At 37.4% G+C, this 17,517-nt stretch carries 16 protein-coding genes and 1 tRNA gene; 11 read left to right on the plus strand and 6 right to left on the minus strand.

Annotation, left to right across the window (positions count from 1 at the left end; translation table 11 throughout):
- Positions 1–4 precede the first annotated feature (4 nt).
- Together HX129_RS04900 and HX129_RS04905 are read left to right on the plus strand one after the other, a co-directional pair.
- A complete protein-coding gene (locus HX129_RS04900) occupies positions 5–829 on the plus strand; it encodes a hypothetical protein (protein ID WP_180045614.1) in 825 nt (274 codons plus the stop codon).
- A gap of 91 nt (positions 830–920) precedes the next feature.
- A complete protein-coding gene (locus HX129_RS04905) occupies positions 921–1,922 on the plus strand; it encodes a hypothetical protein (protein WP_174492308.1) in 1,002 nt (333 codons plus the stop codon).
- 53 nt (positions 1,923–1,975) lie between these two features.
- Here the strand turns inward: HX129_RS04905 and dld are convergent, their stop codons facing one another.
- The 4 genes from dld to lldP all read right to left on the minus strand — a co-directional run bounded on the left by dld (position 1,976) and on the right by lldP (position 7,571).
- Entirely contained in the window at positions 1,976–3,673 is a 1,698-nt protein-coding gene (gene dld / locus HX129_RS04910; RefSeq protein WP_286433926.1) for a D-lactate dehydrogenase, read from the minus strand.
- Between the two features lie 294 nt (positions 3,674–3,967).
- Complete coding sequence (gene lldD, locus HX129_RS04915; RefSeq protein ID WP_130074779.1) at positions 3,968–5,122, minus strand: FMN-dependent L-lactate dehydrogenase LldD; 1,155 nt, start codon at positions 5,120–5,122, stop codon at positions 3,968–3,970.
- Positions 5,123–5,125: 3 nt separating this feature from the next.
- Positions 5,126–5,869 (minus strand): transcriptional regulator LldR, encoded by a 744-nt coding sequence (lldR, locus tag HX129_RS04920; RefSeq protein ID WP_130074778.1) that lies wholly within the window; start codon positions 5,867–5,869, stop codon positions 5,126–5,128.
- Positions 5,870–5,900: 31 nt separating this feature from the next.
- A complete protein-coding gene (gene lldP / locus HX129_RS04925) occupies positions 5,901–7,571 on the minus strand; it encodes an L-lactate permease (RefSeq protein ID WP_286433927.1) in 1,671 nt (556 codons plus the stop codon).
- A gap of 571 nt (positions 7,572–8,142) precedes the next feature.
- Between lldP and HX129_RS04930 the strand changes: the two genes are divergently transcribed.
- From HX129_RS04930 to HX129_RS04940, 3 genes are all read left to right on the plus strand, one after another.
- The gene (locus tag HX129_RS04930) at positions 8,143–8,844 is read left to right on the plus strand and encodes a 3'-5' exonuclease (RefSeq protein ID WP_174492304.1); all 702 of its coding nucleotides are present in this window, start codon (positions 8,143–8,145) and stop codon (positions 8,842–8,844) included.
- A gap of 84 nt (positions 8,845–8,928) precedes the next feature.
- Positions 8,929–9,522 carry a hypothetical protein gene (locus HX129_RS04935; RefSeq protein WP_286436037.1) on the plus strand — a complete coding sequence of 198 codons (594 nt, stop codon included), beginning with the start codon at positions 8,929–8,931 and terminating at the stop codon, positions 9,520–9,522.
- A gap of 204 nt (positions 9,523–9,726) precedes the next feature.
- The gene (locus tag HX129_RS04940) at positions 9,727–10,074 is read left to right on the plus strand and encodes a hypothetical protein (protein ID WP_130074774.1); all 348 of its coding nucleotides are present in this window, start codon (positions 9,727–9,729) and stop codon (positions 10,072–10,074) included.
- Between the two features lie 332 nt (positions 10,075–10,406).
- Here HX129_RS04940 and HX129_RS04945 read toward each other — a convergent pair whose 3' ends face one another.
- Both HX129_RS04945 and HX129_RS04950 read right to left on the minus strand, forming a co-directional pair.
- Entirely contained in the window at positions 10,407–11,126 is a 720-nt protein-coding gene (locus tag HX129_RS04945) for a hypothetical protein (RefSeq protein ID WP_286433931.1), read from the minus strand.
- A 78-nt stretch (positions 11,127–11,204) separates the two neighbouring features.
- Positions 11,205–11,280, minus strand: a tRNA-Arg gene (locus HX129_RS04950).
- A 187-nt stretch (positions 11,281–11,467) separates the two neighbouring features.
- Here HX129_RS04950 and HX129_RS04955 point away from each other — a divergent pair.
- The 6 genes from HX129_RS04955 to mltB all read left to right on the plus strand — a co-directional run bounded on the left by HX129_RS04955 (position 11,468) and on the right by mltB (position 17,429).
- Positions 11,468–12,403 (plus strand): ABC transporter ATP-binding protein, encoded by a 936-nt coding sequence (locus tag HX129_RS04955; RefSeq protein ID WP_286433932.1) that lies wholly within the window; start codon positions 11,468–11,470, stop codon positions 12,401–12,403.
- Positions 12,400–13,173, plus strand: a complete 774-nt coding sequence (locus HX129_RS04960; protein ID WP_130074771.1) for an ABC transporter permease — start codon at positions 12,400–12,402, stop codon at positions 13,171–13,173. The genes HX129_RS04955 and HX129_RS04960 overlap by 4 nt, the downstream gene beginning before the upstream one ends.
- Positions 13,173–13,985: an NADPH-dependent 7-cyano-7-deazaguanine reductase QueF gene (gene queF / locus HX129_RS04965; protein WP_130074770.1), complete on the plus strand. Its 813-nt coding sequence runs from the start codon at positions 13,173–13,175 to the stop codon at positions 13,983–13,985. The genes HX129_RS04960 and queF overlap by 1 nt, the downstream gene beginning before the upstream one ends.
- A gap of 22 nt (positions 13,986–14,007) precedes the next feature.
- On the plus strand, positions 14,008–14,658 hold the full coding sequence (locus HX129_RS04970) for a hypothetical protein (protein WP_130074769.1): 651 nt from the start codon (positions 14,008–14,010) through the stop codon (positions 14,656–14,658).
- Between the two features lie 265 nt (positions 14,659–14,923).
- Positions 14,924–15,772, plus strand: coding sequence for a metal-dependent hydrolase (locus HX129_RS04975; RefSeq protein ID WP_502872629.1), 849 nt, complete (start codon positions 14,924–14,926; stop codon positions 15,770–15,772).
- 655 nt (positions 15,773–16,427) lie between these two features.
- Positions 16,428–17,429 carry a lytic murein transglycosylase B gene (mltB, locus tag HX129_RS04980; protein WP_286433933.1) on the plus strand — a complete coding sequence of 334 codons (1,002 nt, stop codon included), beginning with the start codon at positions 16,428–16,430 and terminating at the stop codon, positions 17,427–17,429.
- Positions 17,430–17,517: the final 88 nt, after the last annotated feature.

Consider the following 17,517-nt stretch of genomic DNA (forward strand, 5'->3'; position numbering starts at 1 on the left):
GATCATGAGCCATCCTGTATTTTTAACCAGTTCAAGCTTTAGTCATATGCCTTTAGGCAGCCAAAATCAATGGCAAGATTTTTTTCAGACTGCTTCTTTTGAACTTGAAGCAAATGCTTTTATTCCAATTTTATGGTTCATGCTGTTTAAACAGGACAATCTTCATTGGGCAAAATATATTGAAGATTTAGATTTTAACGATATTCATCACCAAAATGATTTCGAAGAATATCAACAGGAATATGCTGATGAACACTATGCCTATTTAGTCATTGATCAGCAGCAGGCTTTAGTTAATTTAGCACAGCAAAAATCGGTTTTTCTTGAAATTTTTGGTGCAGAGCATTTAGGCTATTTTGCAGATTTTCAAGCAATGATCGAACAGCATTTTCCTCAGTATATTTTGCTTAGAACCAGTGGCTTGCCTTTAGATCCTGATGATGCTGAATTTTTACTGCATCCCTTACAACAACTTGAAAATTATCAATCAAATACAGCACAAAACTCAGATTTCGCAGAATTTCAGCGTGAAGATTTTGCCCGTTTTGAAGATCAGTCTTACTTTTTTTATGGTGAAACTCCAACAATCGTATTAGAATCAGACCTTAAAAATCAGATCGATCCCTTTGAAAATTCAGAAAGTTTTACTTCCATGACAACACAAGATACGCGATCTTCAAGTTTAGCAATTTGGCTATGTACTGCCATTGTCGTTTTAGCAACTTTAGCCGTTTATTTTAGCAGTCACTCTCTACTGTATTCAGCGATTGTATTTTTTGTCAGTGCATTTGTTTTAGGATTTATTTCGTCCAAAATTCAAAAAAAATAATTTTAAGAGTAATTGTATTTTTTTACATTTTGAATAAGATAAACCTGAGTGATTTTTACTCACCAACTAAAATCAAAAAATTGAGAAATATATGAAAATAAAACTATTATCTTTTACAATCTTATCATCAATTATGTTAACTGCTTGTGGAGGAGGATCTAGCTCAAATAATTCATCACAATCATCATCTGGCAATGGCCAAACCTCTGGAAATACGAGTAATCAGCAATGGACTTCTTATGATTTTTATACCGATCAGAAAGATGGCTATTTCATTGATAAAGAAGTTTTAACAGTTAAAGATGGTAAAGCTTACTCAAAAGAAACCAGTACAGATCCTTCTTATCATTCGTATAAAGGTATAACTGTAACAAGTGATGGTCTCTATGATGAAGTTAATGCCCCTGTAGATGCTCAATTAGGACATTACTCAGGTACCATTCAAGCTTCAAATACACAATGGACTTTAAGCCCATACTCAAGTATTGGTTCTAAAGGACTACAATATACACAAAAATACACAACTTTAAATTTAAGTGGTAAAAATCTTTTAGAAGTGTTATCACCTGCGGATTACTATGCAATCACTCGGAATTTAACTGATAAATACCCAGTTAAACACTACTTATTGGATTTATATGCCAATATTTCTAAAGTAAAATTTCCTGAAGGTTCAAGTTGCCTACAGCTACAAGAATTTTCAAATACTCAAGAATATTTAGATTTAGATGCTGATTTAAAAAATAAAGAACAGCAAAATCAATTGGCTCAAGGTTGGCTTGAATTTAAAAATGATACGACAACAACCTTACGAAACTTCAAGGATACGACTGCTTACTTAAAAGAAAATACAAACTCAGATTCCCCATATGGTTATGCTTTATATAAAAATAACTATTATTCTGCGTTCTTAACACCAAAAGGTCTTGAATTCAATATGAATGAGTGGTTAAAAAGCTATCAAGATGATTTGAAAACTGGAACTGCTGAAGAAAAAGCATATGCCAACTATGTTATAGCTGCAACACAAAACATATGTCATTTGTATAATGCTAAAGCAGCTCAAACTATTGCTTCTACAGTTAAATTTTAATCTCCCCCTCAAGAATAAGAGATTTTAAAATCTCTTATTCTTTTCATTATCTTTTACTTCCAATGCTTTAACTTACTTGTCTGCCCAATCCCCACATTAAAACTATTGGTTGGATCAAGTTTTTGATAGTGGTTTTTCAATGCGGGTTTTGCCACATATAAATGCCCGACATTATGTTCAGCAGGATATTCCGCGCCACGGTCATCAAGTAAATGCCACATTGCATGCTCCATTGCCAAAGGATCTACGCCTTTTTTAACAATATAATCCTGATGGAACACATGACATAAAAAATGCCCATAATAGAGTTTATGAATGATTTGCTCATCCATCTCTTTTGGCAGCGTTTCCACCCATTCACGGTCATTTCGACGTAGTGCAATATCCAATGCAACAATATCTTCAACCTCTGAACGATGGGTATCACGGTAGCGAATGGCTGCACCTGCCACCGCAAAACGATGCAAAAATGCCTTACGCCCTTCTTCATCGGTACAACGGAAATAATTGCCCGATGCTTTATTATTGAAATAATCTTTCAGGAAATTGTCGACCTGATCTACATCTTGATTTTCAATACGAATCACCAAATGATGTTCATACAAATCACGAAATTCATTCATCCGTTTTGGTAAATGATTTGGCATAAATTTCGTGACCAGTTGCAAAAATTTATCGGATAAACCACGTAAATGCAGCTTTTCCAGATAACCATCGACTTTGTCTTTCATGGCAAATGCAGCAGGCACTTTTGCTGTGCCGAATTTTTCAATGAACATGAACGTGTCTTTGCCATATTCTGCACCAATATCATAAGCGACACGGTGAATGTATTCGCCTGCAATCGGCAGACGTAACAAATCTTTCAGCAAGAAACGGCGAATTTCAGTCAAATCATCATGTGAATTTGTCCCGACATAAAACACCTGGCTTGGAATTTTTTCAAAGGTATCCAAACGTACTGCAAAAACACAGACTTTACCTGCTGAACCCGATGCTTCAAATAAACGTGTCGGATCTGCATTGAAACGTGCAGGGGTATTTTCATCGACCTGTTTCACATCATGTGAATAACGCTGATCCGATGCACAGCAATTTGAATTATTAATAATATCTTTGATTTGATAATTTTTATTTTCAAGATTAGAAAGAATTTCTTCAGGTGTTTGCCCCAAATTCACCCCCAAATGATTCACTAACTCCAATTCGCCCGACTCATTCACTCGTGCATAAAGTGCAAGCTCAGTATAGGCAGGACCACGGCGTACCAATGCACCACCTGAGTTATTACACACACCACCTAAAACCGATGCACCTATACACGATGAACCAATCACCGAGTGTGGTTCACGGTTGTACTGCGCCAAATCTTTTTCAAGTTTATCCAGCGTTGCACCCGGTAAGCAAATCACTTGCTGACCTTCATTAATCACTTGGATACCTGTCAAACGACGGGTACTCATTAAAATCACAGGACGGTCATAATCATCACCAAATGGCGTTGAACCGCCCGTCAAACCCGTATTTGCCGCCTGCATAATCACAATACAATCTGCATTCACCGCAGCCTGCAACACTTGCCATTGTTCCAGCAAAGTCCCCGGCACCACCACAGCCAACACTTGACCCGAACCATAGCGACGACCTTGGCGGTATAGGCGTGTGTCGTGATCACTCGTCAGAACGTGTTGTTGACCCACGATGTTAATGAGGTTTTGGATGGTGTGTTGTGAATCAAAATTGGCTTGCATTTTCCCTATCCTATTCATCAATACTCATTCAATAAAATGAGGCGAATATTCATTACAGCGGAGTCTTTTCAATATTAATTATATGTAGGGATAAACCTTCGGTTCGACCTACTTTTCTTTCGGGAAAAGTAGGCAAAACCATTGTCATCCGCAAAACTCGTTAAATACCACTTTTTCATCCAATAACTCGCAGAAACATTTTCTTTTAAAATAATCCTGCCTCGAACAGTTACGGATGACCTTAACGCGTATCAAATACAAAGATGTAGTATATATTTGAAAAATCAAAAAAATTTATCCTACTAACTCTTTCTCTAACTTGACCAAACAATCAGAGGTAATATCTGCAATGGTGTTGGCACCTGTTAAAGTCATTGCCACACGCATTTCTTTATCAATCAAATCAAGTAGATTAGAAACACCTTCACCGCCTGCTGCACCTAGCGCATAAACAAAGGCACGACCAAGCATACAGGTATCTGCACCTAAAGCCAGCATACGCACCACATCCAAACCATTGCGAATACCAGAATCCGCTAAGATTTTAATATCACCTTTCACAGCATCGGCAATAGGCGGAAGCGCACGAGCAGAAGATAAAACACCATCGAGCTGACGACCACCATGATTCGACACCACGATACCATCTGCACCAAAACGTACTGCATCTTTGGCATCTTCAGGGTCAAGAATCCCTTTGATCACCATTGGACCATCCCAGAATTCACGAATCCACTCAAGGTCTTTCCATGAAATGGATGGATCAAAGTTGTTACCCAACCAGCCAATATAATCTTCTAAACCTGTTGGTTTGCCCAAATATTTTGAAATATTACCCAAGTCATGCGGACGACCTAGTAATCCAACATTCCATGCCCAATGTGGATGGAAACAAGACTGCATATAACGACGCATTGCAGCGTTAGGACCACTCATACCTGAGTGTGCATCACGATATCGCGCGCCCGGTACAGGCATATCCACGGTAAAGACCAATGTGGAACAACCTGCCGCTTTGGCACGTTCCAAGGCATTTTTCATAAAGCCACGATCACGTAACACGTACAATTGAAACCACATTGGACGATTAATGGCAGGCGTTACTTCTTCAATCGGACAAACTGACACTGTGGACAAGGTAAAAGGAATACCCTTTTTATCTGCAGCCACTGCAGCTTGGACTTCGCCACGACGTGCATACATTCCTGTTAAACCCACAGGTGAGAGTGCAACAGGCATCGACAAAGTTTCATCAAACAGCTTCGTTTCTAAACTGAGCTGTGACATGTCATTGAGTACACGCTGTCTAAGTGCAATCTTTGATAAATCTTCCACATTACGCTTTAAAGTATATTCAGCATAGGCACCACCATCGATGTAATGAAATAAGAATGGCGGTAAACGACGTCGTGCGGCTTCACGATAGTCATTCGCAGAAGAAATAATCATATTTTATATCCTGTTCAATCGGCTAGCACGCTGACGACGAGCTTCTTCTTCATCAATCATACGTACCTGCTGTACTACAAATTCTATATGTCCACAGACTGCAACTCGTGCAGCATCGGCATCCTGTCGTTCAATTGCATCCATCACTTGAAAGTGTTGATCACGCAACTGATCATAACGTTTGGCTTCGGTATAGACTTTACGTCTGCCCAAAACCACGTTGTATTGCAACAAATCAAAGAGACTGCGCATCATCTGAATCAGCACCAGATTATGCGAGGCTTCAGCAATGGCTAAATGAAATTTGGCATCGGCAATGGCTGCCTGATGGTCATCCCCCAATGCTTGAAAATAAGTAATTTGGTCATAGCACTGACGGATATTTTCCAAATCCTGTGGGGTGGCACGCTGTGCGGCATACCATGCTGTGCCACCTTCCAAAACCATTCGAGCTTCCTGTACATCAAAACGATAAGCTGGATCTTCATCAATCAAACCACTCAAAGGTTCAACAATTTGATGTTGTGACCAATGACTTGGGAGCTGTTGCAAAAATGTTCCCGCTCCAACTTTGCTGACCAGCATGCCCGTACTGGTCAGTTGTTGAATGGCCTCACGCAAAGAGGAACGGGATACCTCGAGCTGTTCACATAGCTTACGTTCCGCAGGTAAACGGTCTCCGACTTGCATATTGTTGTCTTCAATCAACAACTTTAAATTTTGTACAATCTTGTCAGAGACTTTCATCTGCTTTCCTCAGCTCACATTCAACGTCGTGTTATGGAATCATCCATGGGAACACATAGGCTTGTAATGTGATAATAATACCAATCATCACCGTAAAGGTAATACTGTGCTTGACGGTAAAACGGAACAAATCAGATTCTTTACCCACCAAACCGACTGCTGCACAAGCAATGGCGATAGATTGTGGTGAAATCATTTTACCTGTCACACCACCACTGGTATTGGCGGCAACAAGTAAAACCTCAGGTACACCAATTTGTTGAGCTGTCGTTGCTTGCAATGCAGAAAACAAGGCATTTGCCGATGTATCTGAACCTGTCAGGAACACGCCCAGCCATCCCAAAAATGGTGAGAAGAAGGTAAATGCCTGACCTGTATGTGCAAGTGCAAGTGCAAGCGTTGCAGACATACCTGAATAGTTGGCAATAAAGGCAAAAGCCAACACCATCCCAATCGAATAAATTGGAATTTTCAATTCATTCACTGTTTCTGCAAAAGTGACGACTGCATCTTTCGGCTTCATTTTTAAATAAATGATAGTAATGATTGCAGCAATAAAAATCGCGGTGCCTGTTGCAGACAACCAATCAAATTTATAAATGGCATCGTAGTCTTTGATCTCAGGCACCACAGGCGGCATTTTTTGAATCATTTGATGCAAGAATGGCACTTTGATCGAAATCACCATGTCATGCAGTGCGCCATCTTTGGTGAATAAATCCTTAAACGGTTTTACGCTCCAGATTGTCACCATTGCAGTTAAAATTGCAAATGGTGACCATGCTTTAGCAATCTGAGCAATGCTGTATTTTTGCTGTTTTTGTCCAGCAAGATTTTCATCAATCGAGCTGTCTTCATTGGCAAAACGGAAAATATGTTTTGGCTGCCAAAATTTCAATAAAATAGTCAGTGAAACCAATGCTGCAATCGCTGCGGTAATATCAGGCAGTTCAGGACCAACAAAGTTCGAAGTCAAGTATTGTGCCAAAGCAAAAGAACCACCACCGACAATCACCGCAGGCCATGTTTCTCTCACACCACGCCAACCATCCATGATTGCCATGATCCAGAACAACACGATAATCACCATAAATGGCAACTGACGACCCACCATCTGGCTAATTTCCATAGTTTCAACACCTGAAACTTGCCCTGCCACAATAATTGGAATCCCCATTGCACCAAATGCCACAGGTGCTGTATTGACAATCAAGCACAAACCTGCGGCATACAATGGTTTAAAACCCAAGCCAACCAACAAAGCTGCGGTAATGGCTACTGGTGCACCAAAACCTGCCGCACCTTCAAGGAAAGTACCAAAGGCAAAACCCACAAACAGCATTTGTAAACGCTGATCTTCAGTAATAGACAGAATCGAAGAACGAATAATATCGAACTGCCCCGTTTTCACCGAAATTTTATAAAGAAATACTGCCCCAATAATGATCCATGCAATCGGCCATAAACCGTATAAAAAGCCATAGACCATTGATGCAAATGCCATTGCAACGGGCATTTGATAAGCAAATAACGACACTAAAAGTGCCAATACCACTGTAATTGTGCCCGCAACACTTCCTTTCATACGGAACACAGCGAGTGCGAGAAAGAAGAAAATAATCGGGATCAAAGCAATCAAACTGGAAATCCAGATGTTGCCCATAGGATCATAAATCTGTTGCCATTGTTGAAGCATTGTCATCTCCTTGAAATGCTTGCTAAAACATTAAAATTGATCTAAATGTATATACAAAATCTTAAAACTGGTCATACCAATTTTTCAATAAACAATTAATATACACCCATAGAATCGACCAATATTAATTTATCGCAGAATAAAAGATCAATAATAAAATTAAATATAAAAATTGGTCATACCAATATATGCTTACTTTTTAAATGTCTTATCTTGCAAATCATGTAATAAATTATTGATTTTTCTTATATTGAATATTAAAAACCGCAACACATTAGACTTTAGTCTAGTCTAATTTTTCTGTCTAAATTAGATCCACCCAGCATTCTAAAAAATTGGTTAACCACTTTTTAACTTTTACAGGGTTTGGCTAAAATTTCTATAGATTTATCTGCTCTTAACCCAAAAGTTTCTTCACACTTTTCACTAGAAATACTTAGGCTATTTTGATTTATATTTCACTCGTATTTTGGGTATTATTTCACTCAATGATGCAAGCAAGCCGTAATAAACTGTGCATAAAGAAAAACTGAATGTTAAAGTAAGCCAATTGACTTTTATAGATGTGGAATAGGTTATGCAAGCCATTATTCTTGATACAGAAACCCATACATTAAATGGTTTACCCATTGAGATTGCTTATGCACCTATTCAAATAGAACAAGGTAAACTCAGTTTAGACCGTAAGCAAATTTTTGATCAGCTTTATAGTATTGGCGATGAGAAAATTTCTTATGCTTCAATGGCTGTACATCATATTTTAGAGTCTGATTTACTGGGTCAACCTGATTTTTCAACATTTAGCCTGCCTGCCGAAACAACCTATATCATCGGTCATAATATTGATTACGATATTCACGCCATTGAAAAATGCGGTGTAGATACCTCAAAGATCAAAGCGATTTGCACGCTTGCCTTGGCACGTTTAGTTTGGCCAAATGCTGAAGCACATAATATTTCTGCATTAATTTATCAGATCAGCAAAGGCAGTGACAAAGCCCGTAGTATGCTCAAAGGTGCACATCGTGCAGATGCAGATATTATTTTGACTGCAAATATTTTGATGCATATTATCCATCAACTAAATATTCAAAATATTGAACAACTATTTGCAGCATCTGAAGATGCACGTATTCCACGTACCATTAATTTTGGTAAACATCGTGGTACAGCGATTGCTGAACTTCCTGCGGATTATACAAAATGGTTATTAAAACAAGATGACCTTGATCCATATCTGCGTAAAGCACTCGAAAATAACGCAATTATTACGTTATAAATTATAGTATTTGTCATCAAAATGACACCTGAATGTCATTTTGATGCTCTATCCTAACGTTTGCTTTTCGGGGGATAGAGCAACATGAAACATTATATAAAAACTGAACTTGGTATACAGGCTTTACAACAACGCTTATTCGGTTTAAGCCCAAAACTCAGACGACTCTTACTTTTAATTGGCACACCTGATTTCCAAAAATTAACAATACAATTACAACAAAATATTGCGACACCAGAGATGCTGCAACACTTAGAGCAACTTGGCTTAATCCAAAATATTCAAACCCAAAACCAAACACAGATACAAGAAAGTCGCAAAATAAAAGAAATCGTTCGTCCTCAAGAAAAACATGCAGCAACAAAAACAAAAGACAGGCCTTTAAGTTCACAAGCGCCTATTGCTTCAGCAACCCAAGTCAACCTTGCCCTTGAAAATGAAATCATTTTGCCAAAATTAAATTTCCATGAAACCAAAAAATTGATGATTCAACTCCTCCATCAAAATTGTGGTTTAATGGCACAAATACTCATTCAAAAAATAGAAAATGCTGAACATTCTCAAGCCTTAAAACTTTGCCAAATGCAGTGGTTAACGGCTTTACAAGAAACGCGTATTTCACCAATGGAATTAAATAAAAATCTGCAAACCATCAATTATTCAATGCGTCATTTTTAGTCTGATGTGTACTAGCAAATTATTGTTGATTTCGCTTAGCCTAGAGCTTTTACATCTCAGTAATATTTAAAAATTATTTTTAAAACATGTATTTAAATCATTTATATGCATTTAGATATACAGATCATTCTATTTATACCACTTAAGCATGATCCACAATCTAGTCAGAAACTTTTATAAGCTTGATAAAGAAGGATGATTGCTATGAATTCGACACACTGCTTACACTTTTCAGCATTTGATAATCCAACACAGTTGAGTAAAGTTGGAAATTGGGTGATTACTTTTTTAGATACAGCAGAGAAAGCCCCAATTCAACTTGCCATTACCCATGTCATCCCGCGTCAAATATCTAATGATTTACAACTACGTACATTACATATTCAACAAACACCACAAGAACTCACTTGGCAATTACTCAAAGTTGAATATTTTGATAGTACACATGATCAAATGAACGAAGCAGATCTAAATTCAACTTTAACCGAAAATTTTATTCAGCAACTCATTGATGATTTTGCCCGCTATGATGTTGAAGTGCATTATGCATAAAAGACGTTGATCGTAAAAACTGAGCAATAAAAAAGCTCGCATCGCTGCGAGCTTTGTATGTTGGAAAGCTAGTGCCTATTTCTTATCTGAACTAAACGTTGCAAACTCAATAAGCTATCATTGATCTGTCCAACTTCTTCGTAGCATCCTAATGATCTACTGTAGTTTTAATATAAATCTACCACGCAAAGTGCGCAAGATTGCTTAACATTTCAGCACGAACACTCTATCAAAATCTCATTGAATCACATTTTATAGAGTATTATAATTTTGCAAGCTTTAAATCATTGCATTTAAAGTTGATAAAATATAATTTAATTTAGACAGCAAATTTAAAAATAACCTTTTAAATTAAAACCATTTTCTTTTAAACGCTGTCTTAAGGGATCTGTTTCCTGTTTCACCCCTTGTACAATGTCTTTGGTCATGGCAATGCCGATTTTAGGAAAAATTAAATAGGCTAGTTTTTCAGATAGATCCGCATAGTTTTGACCATCATCCGTGGTAAAAGCCGCCAGTTTAACTTTTTGCGATAATTGAGGAAAAAACTCGTCCATATCCGCTTTTAATTCCACACCACTGTAGACTAAATTTCGCCACTGATTGGTTTTTAAATCTCGTACAAAAATTGCATCATACTGCGAATAAATTTTTTCTTGGTAAATCTGATCTATCGCAGAAATAGGAATCACACAGACTTCACCATACGCTGCAAAAAAATTGGCTTTTTCGGCATGAAACTGAAGATGTTGTGAAGTATAAGCATCTTTGAGCAGATGAAAACTTTCTTCTGTATTTTCTAAATATGCTTTTTCATCTATCCAATCTTCACCATCAAATACTTGTCCACCATGCTGTGCCCGAAAAACCTGAGCATAATCTGTAGCTTGATAATGTTTGATCAAGTCTTCAATCGTGCCTGTTTGGATGATTTTAACTTCATCTTGAATTTGTTGTTCAAGCTTCGAATAATCCTGTGTACACCTTAAATCTTGAGCAAATGAAAGTGTTGAGAATGTGAGTGCAGACAGTAGAAAACATAATTTCTTCATCAAATTTTGACCTAGCGTGATTTTAATTATGGATAAAATTTACATGTCATTGTTAGTTGAATAAGCAATTTTTTATAATGGTGCGCTCTGCGGGACTCGAACCCACTCCACAGGCTTCGGAAACCCGTACTCTATCCAGTTAAGCTAAGAGCGCATAAGAGAAGTGCGCACATCATATCAAAAAAATAACAGAGGTAAAGTATATATCTACCATTCTCATGACTTGCTGTCTAAGCTTTATACAATGTTCTATTTCTGCAATGCACAATTCCATGTAATGCCCTTGGTTTATTTGCCAAGTTCGCTCACAATATACCCTCCCCAATTCATGTGAGAATTTCATGACTGATGCATTGACGTTAAGGGATTTATCTAAAACTTATCGCAACGGCTTTCAAGCACTCAAAGGCATTAATTTAACAGTGCCCGAAGGTGAATTTTATGCACTCTTAGGACCAAATGGTGCAGGAAAATCAACAACGATTGGGATTATCAGCTCTCTTACACGTAAAACTTCAGGGACAGTTGAAATTTTCGGGCATGATTTAGATACCACCCCATCCAAAGCCAAACAATGTTTAGGTGTCGTTCCACAAGAATTTAACTTTGGACAATTCGAAAAAACCTTTGATATTTTAGTAACACAAGCAGGTTATTACGGTATTCCAAAGAAAATTGCGCAACAACGTGCTGAAGAATATTTAGAAAAATTGGGACTTTGGGAAAAAAGACACACCCAAGGACGCATGCTTTCAGGCGGTATGAAACGCCGCCTAATGATTGCACGTGCCATGATGCACGAACCTAAATTATTGATTTTAGATGAACCAACAGCAGGTGTAGACATCGAATTGCGCCGTTCAATGTGGGATTTTCTCACTGAAATGAATGAAAAAGGCACAGCGATTATTTTAACTACACATTATCTAGAAGAAGCTGAAATGTTGTGCCGTCAAATTGCCATCATCGACCGAGGGGTAATTAAAGAAGACACCTCAATGAAGGCCTTTTTAAATCAGCTCAATGAAGAATCTTTTATCTTTGACTTAGAAAGTGCCATTGAACCGATCAAGATTGACATTATTGGCGTCAAATTTAACTTGATTGATCCTGTCACACTTGAAGTGACCATGGACAAAGCACATTCAATGAATGATTTATTCCAACTGTTAGAAGCTCAAGGCATTCGTGTGCGCAGTATGCGTAACAAATCTAACCGTTTAGAAGAATTGTTTGTGAAAATGGTAGAGAAAAACCTTGAAGGAGCTGCGCAATGAATTTTAATCAATTAAAAGTTGCGCTCTTTACCCTTGTACATAAAGAAGTTCGCCGTTTTATGCGAATCTGGCCACAGACTTTACTACCACCTGCGATTACCATGAGTCTGTACTTTGTCATTTTCGGGAACTTAGTCGGTTCTCGTATTGGACAAATGGGCGGTTTCAGCTATATGCAATTTATCGTACCAGGCTTGATCATGATGGCTGTGATTACTAATAGTTATGCCAACGTATCATCAAGTTTTTTCAGTGCAAAATTTCAAAAAAGTATTGAAGAACTCATTATGAGTCCTGTTCCGCTGCATATGGTACTGTGTGGCTATGTGATTGGTGGCGTTTGTCGTGGGGTCTTGGTGGGTTTGATTGTCACCATGATGAGCCTATTTTTTACCGACTTAGCCATTCATAATATTTTTGTGACAATCTATACCGTCATCATTACGTCCCTCCTATTTTCTTTAGGTGGTTTCATTAATGCGGTATATGCCAAATCATTTGATGATATTTCAATTATTCCAACCTTTGTACTTACCCCCCTTACCTACTTAGGTGGTGTATTCTACTCGATTAGTGCTTTAAGCCCATTTTGGCAAAATCTCTCTTTAATCAACCCGATTGTCTATATGGTAAATGCGTTCCGTTACGGCATTTTAGGTCATAGTGATGTCAATGTATCTTTATCACTCATCGTTGTGACATTATTCTGTGCTGTACTGTATGGTATTGCGTACTATTTACTTTCTCGTGGTTCAGGAATGCGTGAATAATGACTGTTGAACATTCTCTTTTAGGTAAAGAAACCAATTATCCAACCAGCTATCAGCCTGATATTTTATTTCCTATTTCACGTGCCCAAGCACGTGAAAACTACAAACATGTAGAAGGCATCTATAAAGGCAAAGATTGGTGGCATATTTTTGAAATTTCTTGGTTAAATGATCATGGCATCCCTCAAGTTGCAATTGGTCGGATGACCTTGCCTGCTTGTTCTGAATTTTTGATCGAATCAAAGTCTTTAAAGTTATATTTTAACAGTATGAACTTTACTCAGTTTGCTTCTCAACAAGCCTTTATTGACACTGTAGAAAAAGACTTATCACATGCTGCGCAAGCGCCTGTCACTTTAACCTTGTTTCAAGTCGATCAATTAGACATTGCTCAACCACAAGGCATTTGTCTAGATGAACAACAACCTGACTGCTTAGTCAATCATCCTGATGCCTCATTATTGCAACTGGACGATTCAGAAAAAGTTGTTGAAGAACAGTTATTTTCACATCTTTTAAGAAGTAATTGCCCTGTGACAGGACAGCCTGATTGGGGAACGATTTTTATCCGTTATCGCGGTAAAAAACCTTGTTATCGTAGCATTTTAGCTTATATTATCTCTTATCGTCAGCACAACGGTTTTCACGAACAATGCGTGGAGCAAATCTTTGCCGATATTTGGCAAAATTTACAACCTGAAAAGTTGATGGTCTATGCAACTTATACGCGCCGTGGTGGTTTAGATATTAATCCATGCCGTGTGTCCGATGAATCATGGATGCCAAGCCCAATCCGATTGGCGAGACAATAAGATAAAACATTGAGGTTTTAACATGCCCTTTTTTGGTTTTGTACCTTCTGATGAACTTTTAAAGAACATTCAGACTGGTATTGAGAAAAAAAATTCTAATGAACCACTGTACCCATTACGTGACCAAACTGCGCTATTAATTAACGATGAAATTATAGATGCATTGCTCGTAAAGCTGGTGCAGCACTTTCCTGCTAGTGAAAAGCGTGATACGGCGGAAAAATTAGCAGGTTATGTCAAATCTACAGTTTCTGTTTTACTTAAACAACTTTTAAGTAAAGCCGACAATAATGTAGTTCGTCAGTCTATTGAGTTTTCTGAACGTAGTTTATTCAAAGCGCCAACAGGTGCATATCATATTGGTACGACACTCGATGCAAGTTTAGTCACGAGCTTAAAACATACTTTTGCTGAAATTAAAGCAGGAAATAAAGTCGATAAAGAAGCTTTAGCTGAACTGTATAAACAGTTTGCTGATGCTGCAATTCGTCATTTTATGATTGATTTCAATAAAACCTTAGACCTTGGCATGATTAAGCGTAAAGCCTCTGACATCGGTGCTGCTGCTGTCACTAAAGCGGTGCATATTGCTATCAATAAACTCATCCCGAATCTCAGCCGAGATGAATTAAAAGCTGTTGCGGAATATCACGATACTTTGTTCTTTAACTAAGTCTTTTTAGCAATAAGTCTTGCTTTACAAAGTTAAGCTATTCTCAAAAAATGCTCTTTTTATCAGGGCATTTTTTATGCCTCCAATTTATCTATACTATATATAGGTAAACTCAGTCATATAGAGAAGCTCAGCAAATTTACCCAATACTGCTACAAATAAAAAGTTATAGCCAATGCTTAATGGAACAATCATGGCAAATTAAAACAGATCAAGAATTCGATCCATACATATACAGTAAAACAAAAATGTTATAGGTGAACTGATGCTTAAAAATATGGCTCAAAACTCGCAAAAATACCAACAGCGTTTAAGTTCTGCAATTCAAATCCGTAAAACGCGCTTTAATGCCCAATCGATACAACATCACTATACTGATACCACCTTAATCTCACACTTTCTCACTGCACTTTCGATCACCTTTCCACAAGGCGAACGCTTTTTTGTTGAAACTGTACGAAATGTACGTGATCAAATTGAAGATACACAGCTACAAGCCGATATTTCAGCTTTTATTGGTCAAGAAGCACATCATGCCCAAGCACACGAACAATTTAATGCTGCGGTGCAGTCTAAACATTATCATCTAAAAAAGTATGAGGCCGCTTTAAACAAAGAAATGCAACGTTTAAGAACGCTCAGTCAACGCCGTCAATTGGCTGCAACCGTGGCTTTAGAACATTTCACTGCGCTGATGGCAGGTTATATGCTCAAACACCCTGAAGTTATGTTTAAAGGTTTATCTGCAAATATGCAACAGCTATGGTTGTGGCATGCTATTGAAGAAATTGAGCATAAACATGTGGCTTTTGATGTCTATCAAACAATTTTTAATCATTTGGCACAGCGTCGTAGAAGTATGCGTACCATTAGTATTGGCTTTATCAGTGGCACAGCCATGATGACTGCAGACCTACTGTGGCAAGATCGTAAACATAGCTTGTATCGACCCGTGGAGCTCATGAAAAATATCAAAGCTTTGAGTGAGTTATGCTTGATGATGATACGATTATTTCCTGAATATATCGCATTTTATGATCAGGACTTTCATCCCCAACAACTTGACCAACAACATCTATTAGATATGGGACGTCAATTACTCTACCCCAATTAAAATTTAAGATCTAAACTCTTGATTTTTTTTATTTCAATCTATTTTTGCAAGGCGCAACTTTTGATTGAAGTACAATTTTGAGTTGGTATTTAATTTTTTGACTTTTATAACATGCACATTTGATCAGACGACTTATTAGCAAAATAAATTCTATTAAACGATCAATAAAATATCCATATCCAATACACATCAATGAAAAGATTTAACTTCAATGAAAGTATGAAATTTTATGCTGTTGCATAATACAAATACAATATTTTACCAAATATTCAACTATTACATTTTTAAATCAGAGCTTATACATACTTTATCGCTCAATAAATAAGAATCTTGACAAATATCATGAATCAATGTCGTTATTTTAAACAATATTCTCTATTTTTCATATAATTTTCATAAATTTAGCATTTAAATCATCGTATATTCATAATTCACAAAAATATGCTGATAGATGCATGGACTTTGTCATGTTTTGTTTATGTATTTGTAAATGAGCACTGCGGCAATGATATGTTAGCAAAAGTCGTTTCATTATGCTGTTTTTAGCATGATCTTGATCATACAAAGCATTACATTATCAGCGACTTTTGGTATGGTGATGTCCATTCACATTTACACGTATTTATACCCATAGAAAATTAGGAAATTATCTTTCATGTTAAATTTTGGGCTTTTTCAGAAAGTAAGAAATATTGGCTTCTGTGCGGCTGCATTATCTATTACCAGTTTTTGTCAAGCAAATGACTTTGCCAATGATCCGAACTATAACAATTTTAAATTAAAAACAATGCAAACCTATGGTCTGAGCAGTGAACAAGTCGATTGGGCAATGAATGGTTCAAGAAATTTACCCAATATTATCAACATTATGAATAGACCAGGTGAAAGTAAACCGTGGTATCAATATAAAACCAATTTTTTAGCAGAAGGTACAATTCAACGTGGTGTGCGCTTTAAAAACCAATACGCCGACACCCTAAATCGTGCAGAACAGCAATATGGCGTTCCACAAGCCATTATTTTGGGAATTTTAGGTGTTGAAACAGGGTATGGCGCAAATAAAGGCTCTTTTATCACGCGTGATGCTCTTGCAACTTTAGGTTTTGGTTATGAACGTCGTGCGCAATATTTCCAAGATGAACTTTCTGCGTTAATTGCTTGGTCCTATAAAGATGGCGTACCCACCAATTCGATTGTGGGTTCTTATGCAGGTGCAGTAGGTTATCCGCAATTTATGCCCAGCAACATTCCTCTTTATGGCGTAGATTATGACGGCAATGGTCATGTTGACCTACGAAATTCGGCTGTAGATGCTATTGGTTCAATCGCAAATTATCTTGCCCAAAAAGGTTGGCAACGAAATCAACCCATTGCATTCCAAGCACGTTACACAGGAAACAATCCTGATGCCATTATTGCGAAAGATTTAACCCAGCCAACACCCTATGGTGTCCTGAAAAATCAAGGCATCGCACCCATGAACCCCATTGTAAAAATTGATGATTTAGATCTGGTCAATGTCATCCAATTACAAGAAAGTTATGGGCCTGCATATTACATTACTTACCCGAATTTTCAGGTCATCACGACCTATAACAAAAGCAGAATGTATGCGACTGCTTTATGGCTTTTAGGCACAGAAATTGTCAATCGCTGAGGCTTAATTTTCTTCCCGCTTAAATAAGTCAAGATTTTTTTCCATTAAAATGGTTGTTTTACAACCATTTTAAATAATTAGTTACAAT

Source organism: Acinetobacter sp. 251-1 (genome assembly GCF_030329305.1).
Taxonomy (GTDB): domain Bacteria; phylum Pseudomonadota; class Gammaproteobacteria; order Pseudomonadales; family Moraxellaceae; genus Acinetobacter; species Acinetobacter piscicola_A.